Source organism: Streptomyces sp. NPDC046716 (genome assembly GCF_040645755.1).
Lineage (GTDB): Bacteria > Actinomycetota > Actinomycetes > Streptomycetales > Streptomycetaceae > Streptomyces.
The window spans coordinates 165,993-180,697 of record NZ_JBEYYU010000003.1 but is presented as its reverse complement, the minus strand read 5'-3'; the positions used below and the strand labels follow the sequence as shown (position 1 = coordinate 180,697).

At 69.7% G+C, this 14,705-nt stretch carries 13 protein-coding genes and 1 tRNA gene; 7 read left to right on the top strand and 7 right to left on the bottom strand.

Annotated elements, in window-relative coordinates; translation table 11 throughout:
* Nucleotides 1–23 precede the first annotated feature (23 nt).
* Nucleotides 24–1,478: a DUF2252 domain-containing protein gene (locus ABZ930_RS03715; RefSeq protein WP_361540822.1), complete on the bottom strand. Its 1,455-nt coding sequence runs from the start codon at nt 1,476–1,478 to the stop codon at nt 24–26.
* 219 nt (nt 1,479–1,697) lie between these two features.
* The gene (locus ABZ930_RS03710) at nt 1,698–2,018 is read right to left on the bottom strand and encodes a helix-turn-helix domain-containing protein (protein WP_361541019.1); all 321 of its coding nucleotides are present in this window, start codon (nt 2,016–2,018) and stop codon (nt 1,698–1,700) included.
* Nucleotides 2,019–2,222: 204 nt separating this feature from the next.
* Here ABZ930_RS03710 and ABZ930_RS03705 point away from each other — a divergent pair, with 204 nt between their 5' ends.
* Complete coding sequence (locus tag ABZ930_RS03705) at nt 2,223–2,876, top strand: NAD(P)H-dependent oxidoreductase (RefSeq protein WP_361540819.1); 654 nt, start codon at nt 2,223–2,225, stop codon at nt 2,874–2,876.
* 165 nt (nt 2,877–3,041) lie between these two features.
* On the opposite strand, the gene ABZ930_RS03700 is transcribed toward ABZ930_RS03705, so the two are convergent.
* Nucleotides 3,042–3,125 (bottom strand) — tRNA-Leu (locus tag ABZ930_RS03700).
* Between the two features lie 445 nt (nt 3,126–3,570).
* Between ABZ930_RS03700 and ABZ930_RS03695 the strand changes: the two genes are divergently transcribed.
* The 6 genes from ABZ930_RS03695 (at nt 3,571) to pknB (ending at nt 11,743) form a co-directional block, all read left to right on the top strand.
* Nucleotides 3,571–4,410 (top strand): DUF3662 and FHA domain-containing protein, encoded by an 840-nt coding sequence (locus ABZ930_RS03695; protein WP_361540816.1) that lies wholly within the window; start codon nt 3,571–3,573, stop codon nt 4,408–4,410.
* A gap of 10 nt (nt 4,411–4,420) precedes the next feature.
* A complete protein-coding gene (locus ABZ930_RS03690; RefSeq protein ID WP_361540813.1) occupies nt 4,421–4,936 on the top strand; it encodes an FHA domain-containing protein in 516 nt (171 codons plus the stop codon).
* A 137-nt stretch (nt 4,937–5,073) separates the two neighbouring features.
* A complete protein-coding gene (locus tag ABZ930_RS03685) occupies nt 5,074–6,615 on the top strand; it encodes a Stp1/IreP family PP2C-type Ser/Thr phosphatase (protein WP_361540810.1) in 1,542 nt (513 codons plus the stop codon).
* Nucleotides 6,616–6,640: 25 nt separating this feature from the next.
* Nucleotides 6,641–8,080, top strand: a complete 1,440-nt coding sequence (locus ABZ930_RS03680) for an FtsW/RodA/SpoVE family cell cycle protein (RefSeq protein WP_361540807.1) — start codon at nt 6,641–6,643, stop codon at nt 8,078–8,080.
* Nucleotides 8,077–9,543, top strand: a complete 1,467-nt coding sequence (locus ABZ930_RS03675; RefSeq protein WP_361540804.1) for a penicillin-binding protein 2 — start codon at nt 8,077–8,079, stop codon at nt 9,541–9,543. The genes ABZ930_RS03680 and ABZ930_RS03675 overlap by 4 nt, the downstream gene beginning before the upstream one ends.
* Before the next feature lie 205 nt (nt 9,544–9,748).
* A complete protein-coding gene (gene pknB / locus ABZ930_RS03670) occupies nt 9,749–11,743 on the top strand; it encodes a Stk1 family PASTA domain-containing Ser/Thr kinase (protein WP_361540801.1) in 1,995 nt (664 codons plus the stop codon).
* Between the two features lie 91 nt (nt 11,744–11,834).
* Here the strand turns inward: pknB and ABZ930_RS03665 are convergent, their stop codons facing one another.
* The 4 genes from ABZ930_RS03665 to ABZ930_RS03650 form a co-directional block, all read right to left on the bottom strand.
* Nucleotides 11,835–12,578, bottom strand: coding sequence for a class E sortase (locus ABZ930_RS03665; RefSeq protein WP_361540798.1), 744 nt, complete (start codon nt 12,576–12,578; stop codon nt 11,835–11,837).
* Between the two features lie 61 nt (nt 12,579–12,639).
* Nucleotides 12,640–13,872: a class E sortase gene (locus ABZ930_RS03660; RefSeq protein ID WP_361540795.1), complete on the bottom strand. Its 1,233-nt coding sequence runs from the start codon at nt 13,870–13,872 to the stop codon at nt 12,640–12,642.
* A complete protein-coding gene (locus ABZ930_RS03655) occupies nt 13,869–14,537 on the bottom strand; it encodes an aminodeoxychorismate/anthranilate synthase component II (RefSeq protein ID WP_361540792.1) in 669 nt (222 codons plus the stop codon). Before ABZ930_RS03655 ends, ABZ930_RS03660 begins: the two co-directional genes overlap by 4 nt.
* Nucleotides 14,534–14,695: a hypothetical protein gene (locus ABZ930_RS03650; protein WP_030685828.1), complete on the bottom strand. Its 162-nt coding sequence runs from the start codon at nt 14,693–14,695 to the stop codon at nt 14,534–14,536. The genes ABZ930_RS03655 and ABZ930_RS03650 overlap by 4 nt, the downstream gene beginning before the upstream one ends.
* Between the last annotated feature and the right edge of the window lie 10 nt (nt 14,696–14,705).

Here is a 14,705-nt window from a genome sequence, read left to right as displayed (position 1 = left end):
GCACCCCGGACCGGATCAGCCCCTCAGACGCCCGCCTCCGCGGCGACCCGCCCCTCCCGGACGGCCCGCACCAGCTCCCCGTGATCGGCCTCGGTGCGGTCCGCGTAGGTCACCGCGAACGACGCGACGGCCTCGTCCAGCTCCTCGTTCTTCCCGCAGTACCCGGCGACCAGCCGGGGGTCCGCGCTGTGGGCGTGGGCGCGGGCGAGCAGGGCGCCGGTCATCCGGGCGTAGTCGTCCAGCTGGTCGGCGGCGAGCGCGGCCGGGTCGACGCTGCCCTTGCGGTTCCTGAACTGCCGCACCTGGAAAGGCCGTTCACCGACCGAGGTCCAGCCCAGCAGGAAGTCGCTGACCACCTGCATCCGCTTCTGCCCGAGCACCACGCGCCGCCCCTCGTGCGCGACGGCGCCGGGCGTGAAGCCGACCGTCGGCAGATGCGGCAGCAGCGCCGACGGCCGCGCCTCCTTCACCTGGAGCACCAGCGGCTCACCGCGGTGGTCGAGGAGGAGCACCACGTACGACCTGGTCCCCACGCTCCCGGTGCCGACGACCCGGAACGCCACGTCGTGGATCGCGTACCGCGCGAGCAGCGGCAGCCGGTCCTCGGTCAGGGTCTCCAGGTAGGCCCCCAGCGAGCCGGCGACGGCGGCCGCCTCCTGGTCGGATGTCCGCCGCAGCACCGGCGGCGCGTCCACGAACCGCCGCCCGCCGCCCTCCACGCCGATCGTGGACTTGGCGGCGAACCGTCCGCTGGTGTTGTTCCGCGCCTTCTCCGAGACCCGCTCCAGCGTGCCGAGCAGATCGTGGGCGTCGGTGTGCGAGACGAGCTTCTCGTCCGCGATCGCGTTCCACGCGTCCAGCGCGGGCAGTTTGGCGAGCAGCCGCATGGTGCGCCGGTAGGCACCCGTCGCGTCGTGCGCCGCCTGCCGGCAGGTGTCCTCGTCGGCCCCGGCCTCCCGGCCGGCGAGCACCAGCGAGGCCGCGAGCCGCTTCACGTCCCACTCCCAGGGGCCGTGCACCGTCTCGTCGAAGTCGTTCAGGTCGATGACCAGGCCGCCGCGCGCGTCCCCGTACAGCCCGAAGTTGGCGGCGTGGGCGTCGCCGCAGATCTGGGCGCCGATGCCGGTCAGCGGGGTGCGTGCCAGGTCGTACGCCATCAGCCCCGCGGAGCCGCGCAGGAACGCGAAGGGGGTCGCGGCCATCCGTCCGACCCGGATCGGGGTCAGCTCCTCGATCCGGCCGCGGTTGGACTCCGCGACGGCGGTCACCGCGTCGGGCCGCCCGGCGTCCGGCGCGAAGCCGTCGTGCGCGGACCTCGGGACGTCCTCGCGCAGGGCCTTGCCGGCCGCCTTCGGGGAGTCGCCCCCTGCCACCCCCGCGAAGAGCTCCGCGAACCCGTCCACCCGCGGCAGCCGCCGGACCCGCCCACCCGCTTCGCCCTGCCGCGGCAGCGCCACCACATCGCCGATTCCGCCCATACCGATCGCCTCCCCCGCCCCGAACGGGACCCGCAACGGGCCCCCGGACGCACCACATCGCTCGTCATCGCTCATCGAACCGGCCACGACCGTACCGCCGCCGATGAAACTCCGCCGGACCCTGTGGAAAACCCACGGCCTGTGCACAACTTCGCCGCCCGGGCGGCGTTTTCCCTACCGATGCACCACCGCCACAGCCACCACCGCCGGCGGACCGCGCTACTTCCGGAACTCCTCCGGACACGTGCCGCCCTCGGCCCCCAGATACTTCGCGGCCCAGTCCCCCAGCTCGTCCAGCGACGGCTTCAGCGCCGAGCCGGCCTCGGTGAGCCGGTAGGAGACCCGCAGCGGCGGCCCCTCGTCGACCTGGCGCAGGACGAGCCCGACGGTGCTCAGCTCCGTGAGCCGGTCGGAGAGCATGCGTTCGCTGATGCCGGGGATGGCCCGGCGCAGATCGGCGAAGTGCACGGGCCGGTGCATCAGAGCGGCCACGATCAGCCCCGTCCAGCGCTTGCCGAGCAGCCCGAAGACCCTGGTCATGCCGATGTCGACCGTCGAGCACGCCCCCGGGGTGTGCACCACGGGTGCCCCCGCGCCGGGTGCGTCCGCCCGCTTCCTGTCCCGCTCGCTGCCCGCCATGGGTCCAGAGTACTGGTTTCTCGTACGGTGATGAAAAAAAGTAAGTACCTGTGCTATTACTAGCTACGTACTCATCTACAGCCGATACTTCGGGAGACACCCCCCATGGCCACCCTGCTGCACCTCGACTCCTCGGTCTTCTCCGGTTCCGCCTCGTCCTCGCGCCCCGTGACGGAGGCCTTCCGCAACGCCTGGCTGGAGCAGCACCCCGAGGGCACGGTCGTCTACCGCGACCTGGCGGCGGACCCGGTTCCCCACATCACCGCCGACACCCACCTCGCCGGCTTCACCGCCCCCGACGACCACTCGCCGGAGCAGGCCGCCGCCTTCGCCGAGCGCGTGCGACTCATCGAGGAGCTGGAGAGCGCGGACGCGATCCTGATCGGCGCCCCGATGTACAACTTCTCGATCCCGTCGACGCTGAAGGCGTGGCTGGACAACGTGATCCTGTTCGGCCGCACCGCGGGCATCGACGCCCCGGCCGCCAAGGGCACCCCGGTCACCGTCGTCGCCAGCCGCGGCGGCTCCTACGCGCCGGGCACCCCGCGCGAGGGCATGGAGTACGTCCAGAACTTCCTGGCCGCCACCCTGCGCGACACCCTGCAGCTCGACCTCGACTTCATCGTCCCGGAGCTGACCATGGCCCCGACGAACCCGGCCATGTCCGAGCTGATCCCCCTCTTCGAGGCCTCCCGCGAGAAGGCCCTCCAGGACGCGCAGGAGAAGGGCAAGGCCGTGGCCGCCCGCATCGCCGCCTGAAGGTGACATAACCCACAGAGGCGCCACGGATTCGTCGACTCGCCGTCGACCCGTGGCGCCTCACGCGCGCGTACGCCCCCGCGTGCCCCCGTGTCTCGCCGCACGCCCCTGTGCACGGCAACGCAAAAGCCCCGCAGATCCGAAGATCTACGGGGCTTTTCGCTGTGCGCGAGGGGGGAGTTGAACCCCCACGCCCTTTCGGGCACTGGAACCTGAATCCAGCGCGTCTGCCTATTCCGCCACCCGCGCATTGGGTGTGTCCTCCGGCTCCTTGCCCTTGTGGGCCCGGCGCCTTCCGACATGCAGAAGATTAGCACGCTGGCAGGGGTGGATTCACATCCGATTCCCCGGGCATCCGACGGGCACCCGACGCAGGTGGCCGCCACCCCCCACCATGGGGCGGCGGCACCGAGGTGCCGTACGCGGGCCACAGTCCGGTCGCGGCCTTGCCGGACCCCGACCGCTCCACAGCCGCGTACGGGACACTGTCCACAGGCCCCCTCTACGATCCCTCTCAAGAGGGTCCGCAGCGGAGGCCCCGGAGCAGTCTGTGAGCGTCGACACTCGTCGACCGGGCGGACAGGGGGAACCAGCCGATTTCCCGACGCGTGGATACGATCAGTAAGCAGTACGACGAAGCGCGAGAGCGCGACAGGCACGGCAAGCAGGACAGCTACGAAGAAGGAGGTGCCTCATGGGAGTCCTGAAGAAGTTCGAGCAGCGTCTCGAAGGTCTGGTCAACGGCACCTTCGCGAAGGTCTTCAAGTCCGAGGTGCAGCCCGTCGAGATCGCGGGCGCGCTCCAGCGCGAGTGCGACAACAACGCGACGATCTGGAACCGCGAGCGGACCGTCGTCCCCAATGACTTCATCGTGGAGCTCAGCGCACCGGACTTCGAGCGCCTGAGCCCGTACTCGGGACAGCTCGGCGACGAACTGTCCGGCATGGTGCGCGACTACGCGAAGCAGCAGCGGTACACCTTCATGGGTCCCATCAAGGTGCACCTGGAGAAGGCGGACGACCTGGACACGGGTCTGTACCGGGTGCGCAGCCGCACCCTCGCCTCCTCCACCAGCCAGGAGCAGCCCGAGCGTCAGGAGCGGCCCGCGGCCGCCCGCCCGCAGACGCCCGGCGGCTACGGCTACCCGCCCGCCGCCGCCCCGCCGATGCCGTCGGCACCACCGCCCGGCCGGCCCGCACAGGCCCCGGCCGCGCACCGGCCCGCCGCCGCGGCGGGCCCGTTGCCGGGCACCCGCGTCCGGCACTGGATCGAGATCAACGGCACCCGCCACCAGATCTCCCGCCCCACCCTCGTGCTCGGCCGTTCCACGGAGGCCGACGTGCGGGTCGACGACCCCGGCGTCTCGCGCCGGCACTGCGAGATCCGCACCGGAACTCCGTCCACGATCCAGGACCTCGGGTCCACGAACGGGATCGTGGTGGACGGGCAGCACACGACCCGCGCTACGCTCCGCGACGGCTCGCGGATCGTCGTGGGCCAAACCACCATCGTTTACCGGCAAGCCGAAGGGTGAAGCGGGGGCAATGTCAGAGCTGACCCTGACGGTCATGCGGTTGGGTTTCCTGGCCGTTCTGTGGCTGTTCGTGATCGTGGCCGTACAGGTCATCCGCAGCGATCTGTTCGGCACGCGCGTCACCGCTCGCGGCTCGCGCCGTGACAGCGGACGCCAGCAGCAGGCCGCACGCCAGGCGGCCGCGCCGCCGCAGCCGCGCCAGCAGCAGGCGGGGGGCCGCCAGCGGCGCGGCGCCCCGAGCAAGCTCGTGGTCTCCGAGGGGAGTCTCACGGGCACCACGGTCGCCCTCCAGGGGCAGACCATCACGCTCGGCCGCGCACACGACAGCACGATCGTGCTGGACGACGACTACGCGTCCAGCAGGCACGCCCGGATCTACCCGGACCGGGACGGCCAGTGGATCGTCGAGGACCTCGGGTCCACGAACGGCACGTACCTCGACCGGAACCGTCTGACGACCCCCACGCCGATCCCGCTGGGCGCACCGATCCGCATCGGCAAGACCGTCATCGAGCTGCGGAAGTAGTGCTACATCATGATTAGGCGCGAGCGGAGCGAGCGAGCCGACGCGGTTGTCCCGGACCGGGACACCGGCACGCTCCCGACCGGAGGGTGGGCACCGTGCGGATGTACCCGGAGTCGGAATCAACGGGGCAGGTGCGCATGAGTCTGTCACTGCGCTTCGCCGCCGGATCGCACAAGGGCATGATCCGCGAGGGCAACGAGGACTCCGGCTACGCCGGTCCGCGTCTCCTCGCGATCGCCGACGGAATGGGCGGCCAGGCCGCCGGTGAGGTCGCCTCCTCCGAGGTGATCTCCACCATCGTCGCGCTCGACGACGACGTGCCCGGCTCCGACATCCTGACCTCGCTCGGCACCGCGGTGCAGCGGGCCAACGACCAGCTGCGCATGATGGTCGAGGAGGACCCGCAGCTGGAGGGCATGGGGACGACCCTCACCGCCCTGCTGTGGACCGGTCAGCGGCTCGGTCTCGTCCACGTCGGCGACTCGCGCGCGTACCTGCTGCGCGACGGCGTGCTCACGCAGATCACGCAGGACCACACCTGGGTGCAGCGCCTCGTCGACGAGGGCCGCATCACCGAGGAAGAGGCCACCACCCACCCGCAGCGGTCCCTCCTCATGCGGGCGCTGGGCAGCGGCGACCACGTCGAGCCGGACCTCTCCATCCGTGAGGTGCGGGCCGGCGACCGGTATCTGATCTGCTCCGACGGCCTCTCCGGCGTCGTCTCCCACCAGACGATGGAGGAGACCCTCGCCAGCTACCAGGGCCCGCAGGAGACGGTCCAGGACCTGATCCAGCTGGCGCTGCGCGGCGGCGGCCCGGACAACATCACCGTGATCGTCGCCGATGTCCTCGACATCGACGGCGGGGACACCCTCGCCGGGCACGTCTCCGACGCCCCGGTCATCGTGGGCGCGGTCGCGGAGAACCAGAACCAGCTGCACGACGGCGGCGCCATGGAGACCCCGGCGGGCCGCGCGGCGGCGCTCGGCCGCGGTTCGGGCCGGCCGGTGCCGGGCCAGGGCGGCGGCGGCGAGTTCGGCCCGCCCGGCAGCGGCGACACCACCGGTTACACGCCCGAGGGGGACTTCGGCGGGTACACCGACGAGGATTTCGTGAAGCCGCGCCGCGGTCGGCGCTGGCTCAAGAGATCGCTGTACATCGTGCTCGCCCTCGGCGTCATCGGCGGTGGCCTGTACGGCGGTTACCGCTGGACGCAGACCCAGTACTTCGTCGGCTCGAACGACGACCACGTGGCGCTCTACCGCGGCATCAACCAGGACCTCGCCTGGGTGACCCTGTCGAAGGTGGAGAAGGACCACCCGGAGATCGCCCTCAAGTACCTGCCGCCCTACCAGCAGAAGCAGGTAGAGGAGACCATCACCGAAGGCGACCTGGCAGCCGCCCAGGACAAGATCGACGAACTGTCCGCGCAGGCCACGGCATGCGAGAAGCAGGCCGAGCGGCAGAAGGCCGAGAGCGAGAAGAACGCGAAGACAGGCGAGGGCGAGGCCGGCGGAACCACCGCGTCCAAGGCGTCGTACCGCGTGGCGACCGCCACCCCCACGCCGAACCCGTCCTCGTCGCCGTCCGGCAAGTCCAAGACCTCTCCGAAGCCCACTCCTGGCCCCACTCTCTCCGACGAAGAGCAGCAGCTGGCCAAGGCGTGCGCACAGCAGTAGAAGCCGTTGGGGGCCTCAGCACGCCATGAGCAGTTCTCTCAGTAGTAGTTCCACGACCCATACGTCGACCATCGGCGCGATCGGCGCACCCAGCCGGCGCAACACCGAGCTGGCCCTGCTGGCGTTCGCGGTGGTCATCCCGGTCTTCGCGTACGCCAATGTGGGCCTCGCGCTCGACGGCTCACTGCCGGCCGGCCTGCTCGGCTACGGGCTCGGCCTCGGCCTGCTCGCCGGCGTCGCCCACATCGTCGTACGGAAATTCGCGGCGTACGCGGACCCGCTGCTGCTGCCGCTCGCCACGCTCCTCAACGGCCTGGGCCTGGTGGTCATCTGGCGGCTCGACCAGTCGAAGCTGCTGCAGTCCATCGGGCAGGCGGGCAGCGCCGCGCCCAAGCAGCTGATGTACACGGCGATCGGCATCGCGTTCTTCATCGCGGTGCTGATCTTCCTGAAGGACCACCGCGTCCTGCAGCGCTACACGTACATCTCCATGCTCGGCGCGATCGTGCTGCTGCTGCTGCCGCTGGTGCCGGGCCTCGGTGTGAACATCTACGGCGCGAAGATCTGGATCCACATCGGCGGCTTCTCCATCCAGCCCGGTGAGTTCGCGAAGATCGCCCTGGCGATCTTCTTCGCCGGTTACCTGATGGTGAAGCGGGACGCGCTGGCGCTCGCCTCGCGTCGCTTCATGGGGCTCTACCTGCCGCGCGGCCGTGACCTCGGGCCGATCATCGTGGTGTGGGCGATCTCGATCCTCATCCTGGTCTTCGAGACCGACCTCGGTACCTCGCTGCTGTTCTTCGGCATGTTCGTGATCATGCTGTACGTCGCCACCGAGCGGACCAGCTGGATCGTCTTCGGTCTGCTGATGTCGGCGGTCGGCGCCGTCGGTGTGGCCAGCTTCGAGCCGCACATCCAGCAGCGCGTCGACGCCTGGCTCGACCCTATGAAGGAGTACCTGCTCAGCCGGCAGGGCGTGCAAGGCCACTCCGAGCAGGCCATGCAGGCGCTGTGGGCGTTCGGCTCCGGCGGCACGCTGGGCACCGGCCTCGGCCAGGGCCACTCCGAGCTGATCCGGTTCGCCGCGAACTCCGACTTCATCCTCGCCACTTTCGGCGAGGAGCTGGGCCTGGCCGGCCTGATGGCGCTGCTGCTGATCTACGCGCTGATCGTCGAGCGCGGCGTGCGCACCTCCCTCGCCGCCCGTGACCCCTTCGGCAAGCTGCTCGCGGTCGGTCTGTCCGGCGCGTTCGCGCTCCAGGTCTTCGTCGTCGCCGGCGGTGTCATGGGGCTCATCCCGCTGACCGGTATGACGATGCCGTTCCTCGCGTACGGCGGTTCCTCCGTGATCGCGAACTGGGCGCTGATCGGCATCCTGATCCGGATCAGCGACACCGCGCGCCGGCCCGCGCCCAGCCCGACGCCCAGTCCCGACGCCGAGATGACCCAGGTGGTCCGACCGTGAACAAGCCCCTGCGCCGCATCGCGATCTTCTGCGGACTCCTGGTCCTGACCCTGCTGATCCGCGACAACTGGCTCCAGTACGTCAAGGCCGACAGCCTCGCCTCCGACGACGACAACCGCCGTGTCGCCATCGCCCGTTACTCGACGCCGCGCGGCGACATCATCGTCGACGGCAAGTCGATCACCGGCTCCAAGGCGACCAGCGGCACCGACCTGAAGTACAAGCGGACCTGGAAGGACGGGCCCATGTGGTCGCCCGTCACCGGTTACGCCTCGCAGGTCGTCGGCGCCACCCAGCTGGAGTCCATCGAGGACGGCATCCTCACCGGCAACGACGACCGGCTCTTCTTCCGCAACACGCTCGACATGATCACGGGCAAGAAGAAGGAGGGCGGCAGCGTCGTCACCACCCTCAACGCCAAGGCGCAGAAGGCCGCGTACGACGGCCTGAAGACCCGTGGCAAGGGGGCCGTCGCCGCCATCGAGCCGTCCACCGGCAAGATCCTCGCGCTCGCGTCGACGCCGTCGTACGACCCGTCGTCGTTCGCCGGGAACAGCAACGACGACGGCAGCACCTTCTCCAAGCTGGACAAGGACAAGGACAAGCCGCTCCTGAACCGCGCGCTGCGCGAGACGTACCCGCCGGGTTCGACCTTCAAGCTGGTCACGGCCGCGGCGGCGCTGGAGAGCGGCAAGGTCACCGACGTCGACGCGAAGACCGACTCCCCGGTGCCGTTCATCATGAAGGGCACCAGGCAGCCCCTGCCCAACGAGGGCAACATCGCCTGCGAGAACGTCTCGCTGCGCGACGCCCTGAAGGTGTCCTGCAACTCGGTGTTCGGCAAGCTCGGCCAGGACATGGGCAACAAGACGATGCTCGACGAGGCCGACAAGTTCGGCTTCAACGAGGAGCAGTTCGTCCCGGTCCGCTCCAGCAAGTCGAACTTCGACTCCGACATGGAGCCCTCGCAGGTGGCGCTCTCCTCCATCGGCCAGTTCAACACCGCGACCACGCCGCTCCAGATGGCCATGGTCGCCTCCGCGATCGCCAACGACGGCAAGCTGATGAAGCCGTACATGGTGGACCAGCTCAAGGCCCCGAACCTCGACACCATCGAGAAGACGGACCCGGAGGAGATGAGCCAGCCGCTCTCCGCGGACAACGCGCAGAAGCTCCAGTCGATGATGGAGACCGTCGTCAACGACCCGGGCGGCACGGGCTCCAGGGCCAAGATCCAGGGCGCCACCGTCGGCGGCAAGACCGGTACCGCCCAGCACGGTGTCGACAACAGCGAGAAGCCGTACGCGTGGTTCGTCTCCTACGCCAAGACCGACTCCGGAACGCCGGTCGCGGTGGCCGTGGTCGTCGAGGACGGCTCCGCCAACCGTGACGACATCTCCGGTGGCGGTCTGGCCGCCCCGATCGCGAAGAGCGTGATGGAAGCGGTCATCAACAGCAAGTAGCGACGGACCGTGACCGGGCTTCACCAGAATCTGTGAGCCCGGTCACCTGTTCTTCACATTGACGCACGTGGCGATACCGGTCCTGTCACGGGTCTCGGTGGCGGCCAGGTCACGCTGGGCAAGCCGGGTACGGTATGCCCGGACAGCACACCGCCCGACCCCGCACGGGACGGTCGGGACCGACGGAGAGGGCTGGTAGGTAACCATGGAAGAGCCGCGTCGCCTCGGCGGCCGGTACGAGCTGGGCCACGTGCTCGGCCGTGGTGGCATGGCCGAGGTATACCTCGCGCATGACTCCCGGCTGGGGCGCACGGTGGCGGTGAAGACGCTGCGGGTGGACCTCGCGCGTGACCCGTCGTTCCAGGCCCGGTTCCGCCGGGAGGCCCAGTCGGCCGCCTCGCTCAACCATCCCGCGATCGTGGCGGTCTACGACACGGGCGAGGACTACGTCGACCAGGTCTCCATCCCGTACATCGTGATGGAGTACGTCGACGGTTCCACGCTCCGCGAGCTGCTGCACTCCGGGCGCAAGCTCCTGCCGGAGCGCGCCATGGAGATGACCGTCGGCATCCTCCAGGCCCTGGAGTACTCGCACCGGGCGGGCATCGTCCACCGCGACATCAAGCCGGCCAACGTCATGCTGACCCGGAACGGTCAGGTGAAGGTCATGGACTTCGGCATCGCCCGGGCCATGGGCGACTCCGGCATGACGATGACGCAGACCGCCGCGGTCATCGGCACGGCGCAGTACCTCTCGCCCGAGCAGGCCAAGGGCGAGCAGGTCGACGCCCGGTCCGACCTCTACTCGACCGGCTGCCTGCTCTACGAGCTGCTGACGGTCCGTCCGCCGTTCGTCGGGGACTCCCCGGTCGCGGTCGCGTACCAGCACGTCCGCGAAGAGGCGCAGCCGCCGTCGGTCTTCGACTCCGAGATCACGCCCGAGATGGACGCCATCGTCCTCAAGGCGCTGACCAAGGACCCCGACTACCGCTACCAGTCGGCCGACGAGATGCGCGCCGACATCGAGGCCTGCCTCGACGGGCAGCCCGTCGCCGCCACCGCCGCCATGGGCGCGGTCGGCTACGGCGGCGGTCCGAACGACCAGCAGACGATGATGCTCGGTCAGCAGAACGGCGCGGCGCCGACGTCGATGCTGCCCCCGGTCAACCCGGACGACGGCGGCTACGGCTACGACGACCGCCCCGACCGCAGGCGGCAGCAGCAGGGCAAGAACCGCACGTCGACGATCCTTCTGGTGGTCGCGGGCATCCTGGTGCTGGTCGGGGCGATCCTGATCGGCAAGTGGATCTCCAGCGGCGGGTCCAGCGACGCGCCCTTCGAGGCCCCGAACTTCGTCGGCAAGAAGGTCTCGGAAGCCGAGAAGACGGCCGACAACAGCGATCTCAAGCTGGACTCCAGCAAGTCCGGGCCCTGCGAGAACTACCCCAAGGGCGAGATCTGCTCCCAGTCCCCGAAGGCCGGGGAGGACGTCAACAAGAACGACACGATCACGGTGACGGTCTCCACCGGTGCCCCGAAGGTCTCGGTGCCGGACGTCAAGGGCCTCTCCTATGACGAGGCCGTTGCGGAGCTGAACGACAAGGGCTTCGACAACATCAAGCAGAAGTCCCGTGAGTCGGACCGGACCGCAGGCACGGTCATCGAGCAGGATCCGGCGAGCGGCAAGGTCGAGAAGGGTACGCAGATCACCCTGATCGTCGCCAAGGAGAAGGCCCAGACCCAGGTCCCCGACGTGTCCTCCGGCACCAACCTCTCCTGCGACGAGGCCACGGCCAAGCTGCAGGAGGCCGGTCTGAAGGCGAGTTGCACCGAGGAGGAGAACGCCTCGGTCACGGCCGGCAAGGTCTTCAAGCAGAGCCTCGCCGCCGGCTCCCAGGCCGACCCCAACTCGACGGTCACCCTGACCGTCGCCAAGGCACCGGCGCAGACCGCGGTGCCCGAGGTGCGCGGCAAGTCGGTGAAGGACGCCAGGAAGATCCTTCAGGACGCCGGCTTCAAGAACGTCCAGTTCGCGGACGGCAGCAGCGACGACGAGAACGCCCTGGTCGCCAACGCGGACCCGGCCCCCGGCAGTCAGGTCGACCCGGCCAACACCACGGTCACCCTGACCACGGTCGGCGGGAACGGCAACAACGGCGGGAACGGGAACGGCGGGTTCCTGGGCGGCAACAACGGCTGACCGCACCCCGTGTACGCGAAAGGCCCCGCTCCTCCTCCGGGAGGGGCGGGGCCTTCTCGTACGTCCGACAGGTACTTCCCGGGTTCAGGTACTACCTGAGCTCCTTGGGCGGTGTCCGGTCGCCGTCGACCTTCTCCACCCGGTCCAGCTCGCCCCACACCACGTAGCGGTACTCCGACGTGTAGACGGGGGTGCAGGTGGTCAGCGTGATGTACTTCCCGGCCTTCTTGACGCCCGACTCCTTGGGGACCCGGTCGAGCACGTCGACGTTGTACTTCGAGGTCTCGGGGAGGATGTCGTAGACCTTGTAGACGTACCAGTCGTCCTTCGTCTCGAAGACGATCGGGTCGCCCTTCTTGATCTTGTCGATGTTGTGGAACTTGGCGCCGTGCCCGTCGCGGTGCGCGGCCAGCGAGAAGTTGCCGTCCTTGCCGGTGGTCGGCAGGTCCGCCTTCACGGGGTCCGTGTAGTAGCCGGCGACACCGTCGTTGAGGATCTTCGACGAGGTGCCCTTCTCGACCAGCACCTCACCGTTCTTCATCGTCGGTACGTGCAGGAACCCGATGCCGTCCTTGGTGTCCAGGGCGCCGGGTCCGCTGTTGCCGCCGGCCCAGTGCTCGCGGACCTTGTCGCCCTGCTTGTGGGCGGCACGGTCGGCGACGACGTTCGTCCACCACAGTGAATAGGCGACGAACAGGCCGAGGATCAGGCCCGCCGTGATGAGGAGTTCGCCGAAGACGCTGACGGCCGTCGCGATCCGTCCGCGACGGGGCGAGGGCGAGGGAGCCTTCGGCTCGGCCGCGTCCTCGTCGTGGTCGGTGGTCGTCGCTGCCACTGCTTGTTGCCCCGTCCTTGTGCCCGTACTACCGGTGGTCGACTGCGCCCTGCTCGACTGGCTATTCGACGAGCGCGTCCGGCTTGCCCTTGCTGCGCGGGCGCTCCTCGACCATCTTGCCCCAGACGATCATTCGATACGTACTGGTGAATTCCGGCGTGCACGTCGTCAGGGTGATGTAACGACCCGCCTTGGTGAATCCGGAGTCCGCCGGGATCGGATTGATCACCGCGGTGTTCGACGGGGAGGTCTGGTTCAGCCGGTTCGCCATCTTGTACACGTAGTACTTGTCCTGCGTCTCGACCACGATCGAATCGCCCGGCGCCAGACGGTTGATGTAGCGGAACGGCTCGCCGTGGGTGTTGCGGTGCCCGGCGAGCGCGAAGTTGCCGGTCTTGGCGTCCGGCATCGCGGTCGGGATGCTGTCCTCGCCGTAGTGCCCGACCATGCCCTTGTCGAGGACCTTCGTCTTGCTGATGCCCTCGGCGATCGGCACGACGACGTCCAGCTTGGGTATGTAGAGGATCGCGAAGCCCTGGCCCGGCTCGAACGAACCCGGCTTGCGCTTGCCGTTCGCCCAGTCGTCCTCGAGATGGTCGCGGGCGCTGCCCGCCAGATTGTGGGCCCGTATGTTCGACCACCAGAGCTGGTAGGTGACGAACAGCAGCATCAACACCCCGAGGGTGATGAAGACTTCGCCGACCGCGCGGCTGGCTATCACCCCGGCGCCCGGCTTGGCCGCCTTCGCCGCCCGGCGGGCCTCGACGCGGCTGAGCGGCTTGGCGTCGGTCGCCGTCTCGTCCTCGGCGGGGGGCGCTCCCGCGTGCCGCCGGCCGCCGCCGCGCTTGGCGGCCTTCCTGCGCTCGGCCCGGCCACCGGTGACGACGGGCGGCTTCGGCTCGGCCGCCAGCCGGGTGTCGGCGGTCCGCAGCGCGACCGTCTCGTCGTCCTGCACAGGAAGGAAGACGGGCTCGGGGGCGGGAGCCGGGGTCGGGGCGGGCGCCTGTACGGGGTTGGGCGCCGGGGCGGGGGCGGGCGCCTGCGCGGGGTCGGGCCCGGAAGGCCGCTGAGCGCCGCCGTACCAGTCCGTCGCGTACCCGTCGGGGTCGTACCACTCGGGCTCCGGCTCGGGCCGCTGAGGGTCGGCCTGCGGCTCCTCCTGGGCCGTCCTGAACCACGGTGAGGGATGCTGCCCCGGCAACGGGTCGCTGAGGGGGTCGTCGAGGCGCCGCACGGCGTCCGCCAGCTCCCCCGCCTCCCCTCCACCCTCGCGCTCGGGGCGCAGCGCGGTCACGCCGAGGCCCTGCCCACGACCGGTGCCAGCCCGGCCGATCGGGCGACCGCGCCGGCGTCCCCGCACTCCGCGAGCCAGTTCGCCAGCATCAGGTGCCCGTGCTCGGTGAGGACGGACTCCGGATGGAACTGGACGCCCTCGACGGGCAGTTCACGGTGGCGCAGCCCCATGATGATGCCGTCCTCGGTGCGGGCGGTGACCTCCATCTCGGCCGGGACGGTGCCAGGCTCGGCGGCCAGCGAGTGGTAGCGCGTCGCCGTGAAGGGGTCGGGCAGCCCGGCGAAGACGCCCTTGCCCTCGTGCCGCACCAGGGACGTCTTGCCGTGCAGCAGCTCCGGCGCCCGGTCCACCACACCTCCGTACGCCACCTGCATCGACTGCATGCCGAGGCAGACGCCGAAGACGGGCACCCCGGTCGCGGCGCAGTGGCGCACCATCTCGATGCAGACACCGGCCTGTTCGGGGGCGCCGGGTCCGGGCGACAGCAGCACGCCGTCGAAGCCGTCCTGGGCGTGCGCGGTCGTCACCTCGTCGTTGCGCAGCACCTCGCACTCGGCACCCAGCTGGTACAGGTACTGGACGAGGTTGAAGACGAAGCTGTCGTAGTTGTCGACGACGAGGATGCGCGTCCTGCGGTTCTCGTCGCGGGTCGTTCGAGTGCTCACTGACCGTCCACCGTTACGTCGTTGAAGGGCAGCAGCGGCTCGGCCCACGGAAAGACGTACTGGAACAGCACATAGACGACTGCCAGAACCAGCACGACCGAAATCAGTGCCCTCACCCAAGCGTTCCCCGGCAGATGCCGCCAGATCCAGCCGTACATGCCGGTCGCT

Excerpts from the sequence above, each read along its gene's own strand:
- ABZ930_RS03710 (WP_361541019.1), bottom strand. The coding sequence starts at position 2,018 with ATGACCAGGGTCTTCGGGCTGCTCGGCAAGCGCTGGACGGGGCTGATC.
- ABZ930_RS03690 (WP_361540813.1), top strand. The coding sequence starts at position 4,421 with ATGTCAGAGCTGACCCTGACGGTCATGCGGTTGGGTTTCCTGGCCGTT.
- pknB (WP_361540801.1), top strand. The coding sequence starts at position 9,749 with ATGGAAGAGCCGCGTCGCCTCGGCGGCCGGTACGAGCTGGGCCACGTG.
- ABZ930_RS03705 (WP_361540819.1), top strand. The coding sequence starts at position 2,223 with ATGGCCACCCTGCTGCACCTCGACTCCTCGGTCTTCTCCGGTTCCGCC.
- ABZ930_RS03685 (WP_361540810.1), top strand. The coding sequence starts at position 5,074 with ATGAGTCTGTCACTGCGCTTCGCCGCCGGATCGCACAAGGGCATGATC.
- ABZ930_RS03650 (WP_030685828.1), bottom strand. The coding sequence starts at position 14,695 with ATGTACGGCTGGATCTGGCGGCATCTGCCGGGGAACGCTTGGGTGAGG.
- ABZ930_RS03695 (WP_361540816.1), top strand. The coding sequence starts at position 3,571 with ATGGGAGTCCTGAAGAAGTTCGAGCAGCGTCTCGAAGGTCTGGTCAAC.
- ABZ930_RS03715 (WP_361540822.1), bottom strand. The coding sequence starts at position 1,478 with ATGGGCGGAATCGGCGATGTGGTGGCGCTGCCGCGGCAGGGCGAAGCG.
- ABZ930_RS03680 (WP_361540807.1), top strand. The coding sequence starts at position 6,641 with ATGAGCAGTTCTCTCAGTAGTAGTTCCACGACCCATACGTCGACCATC.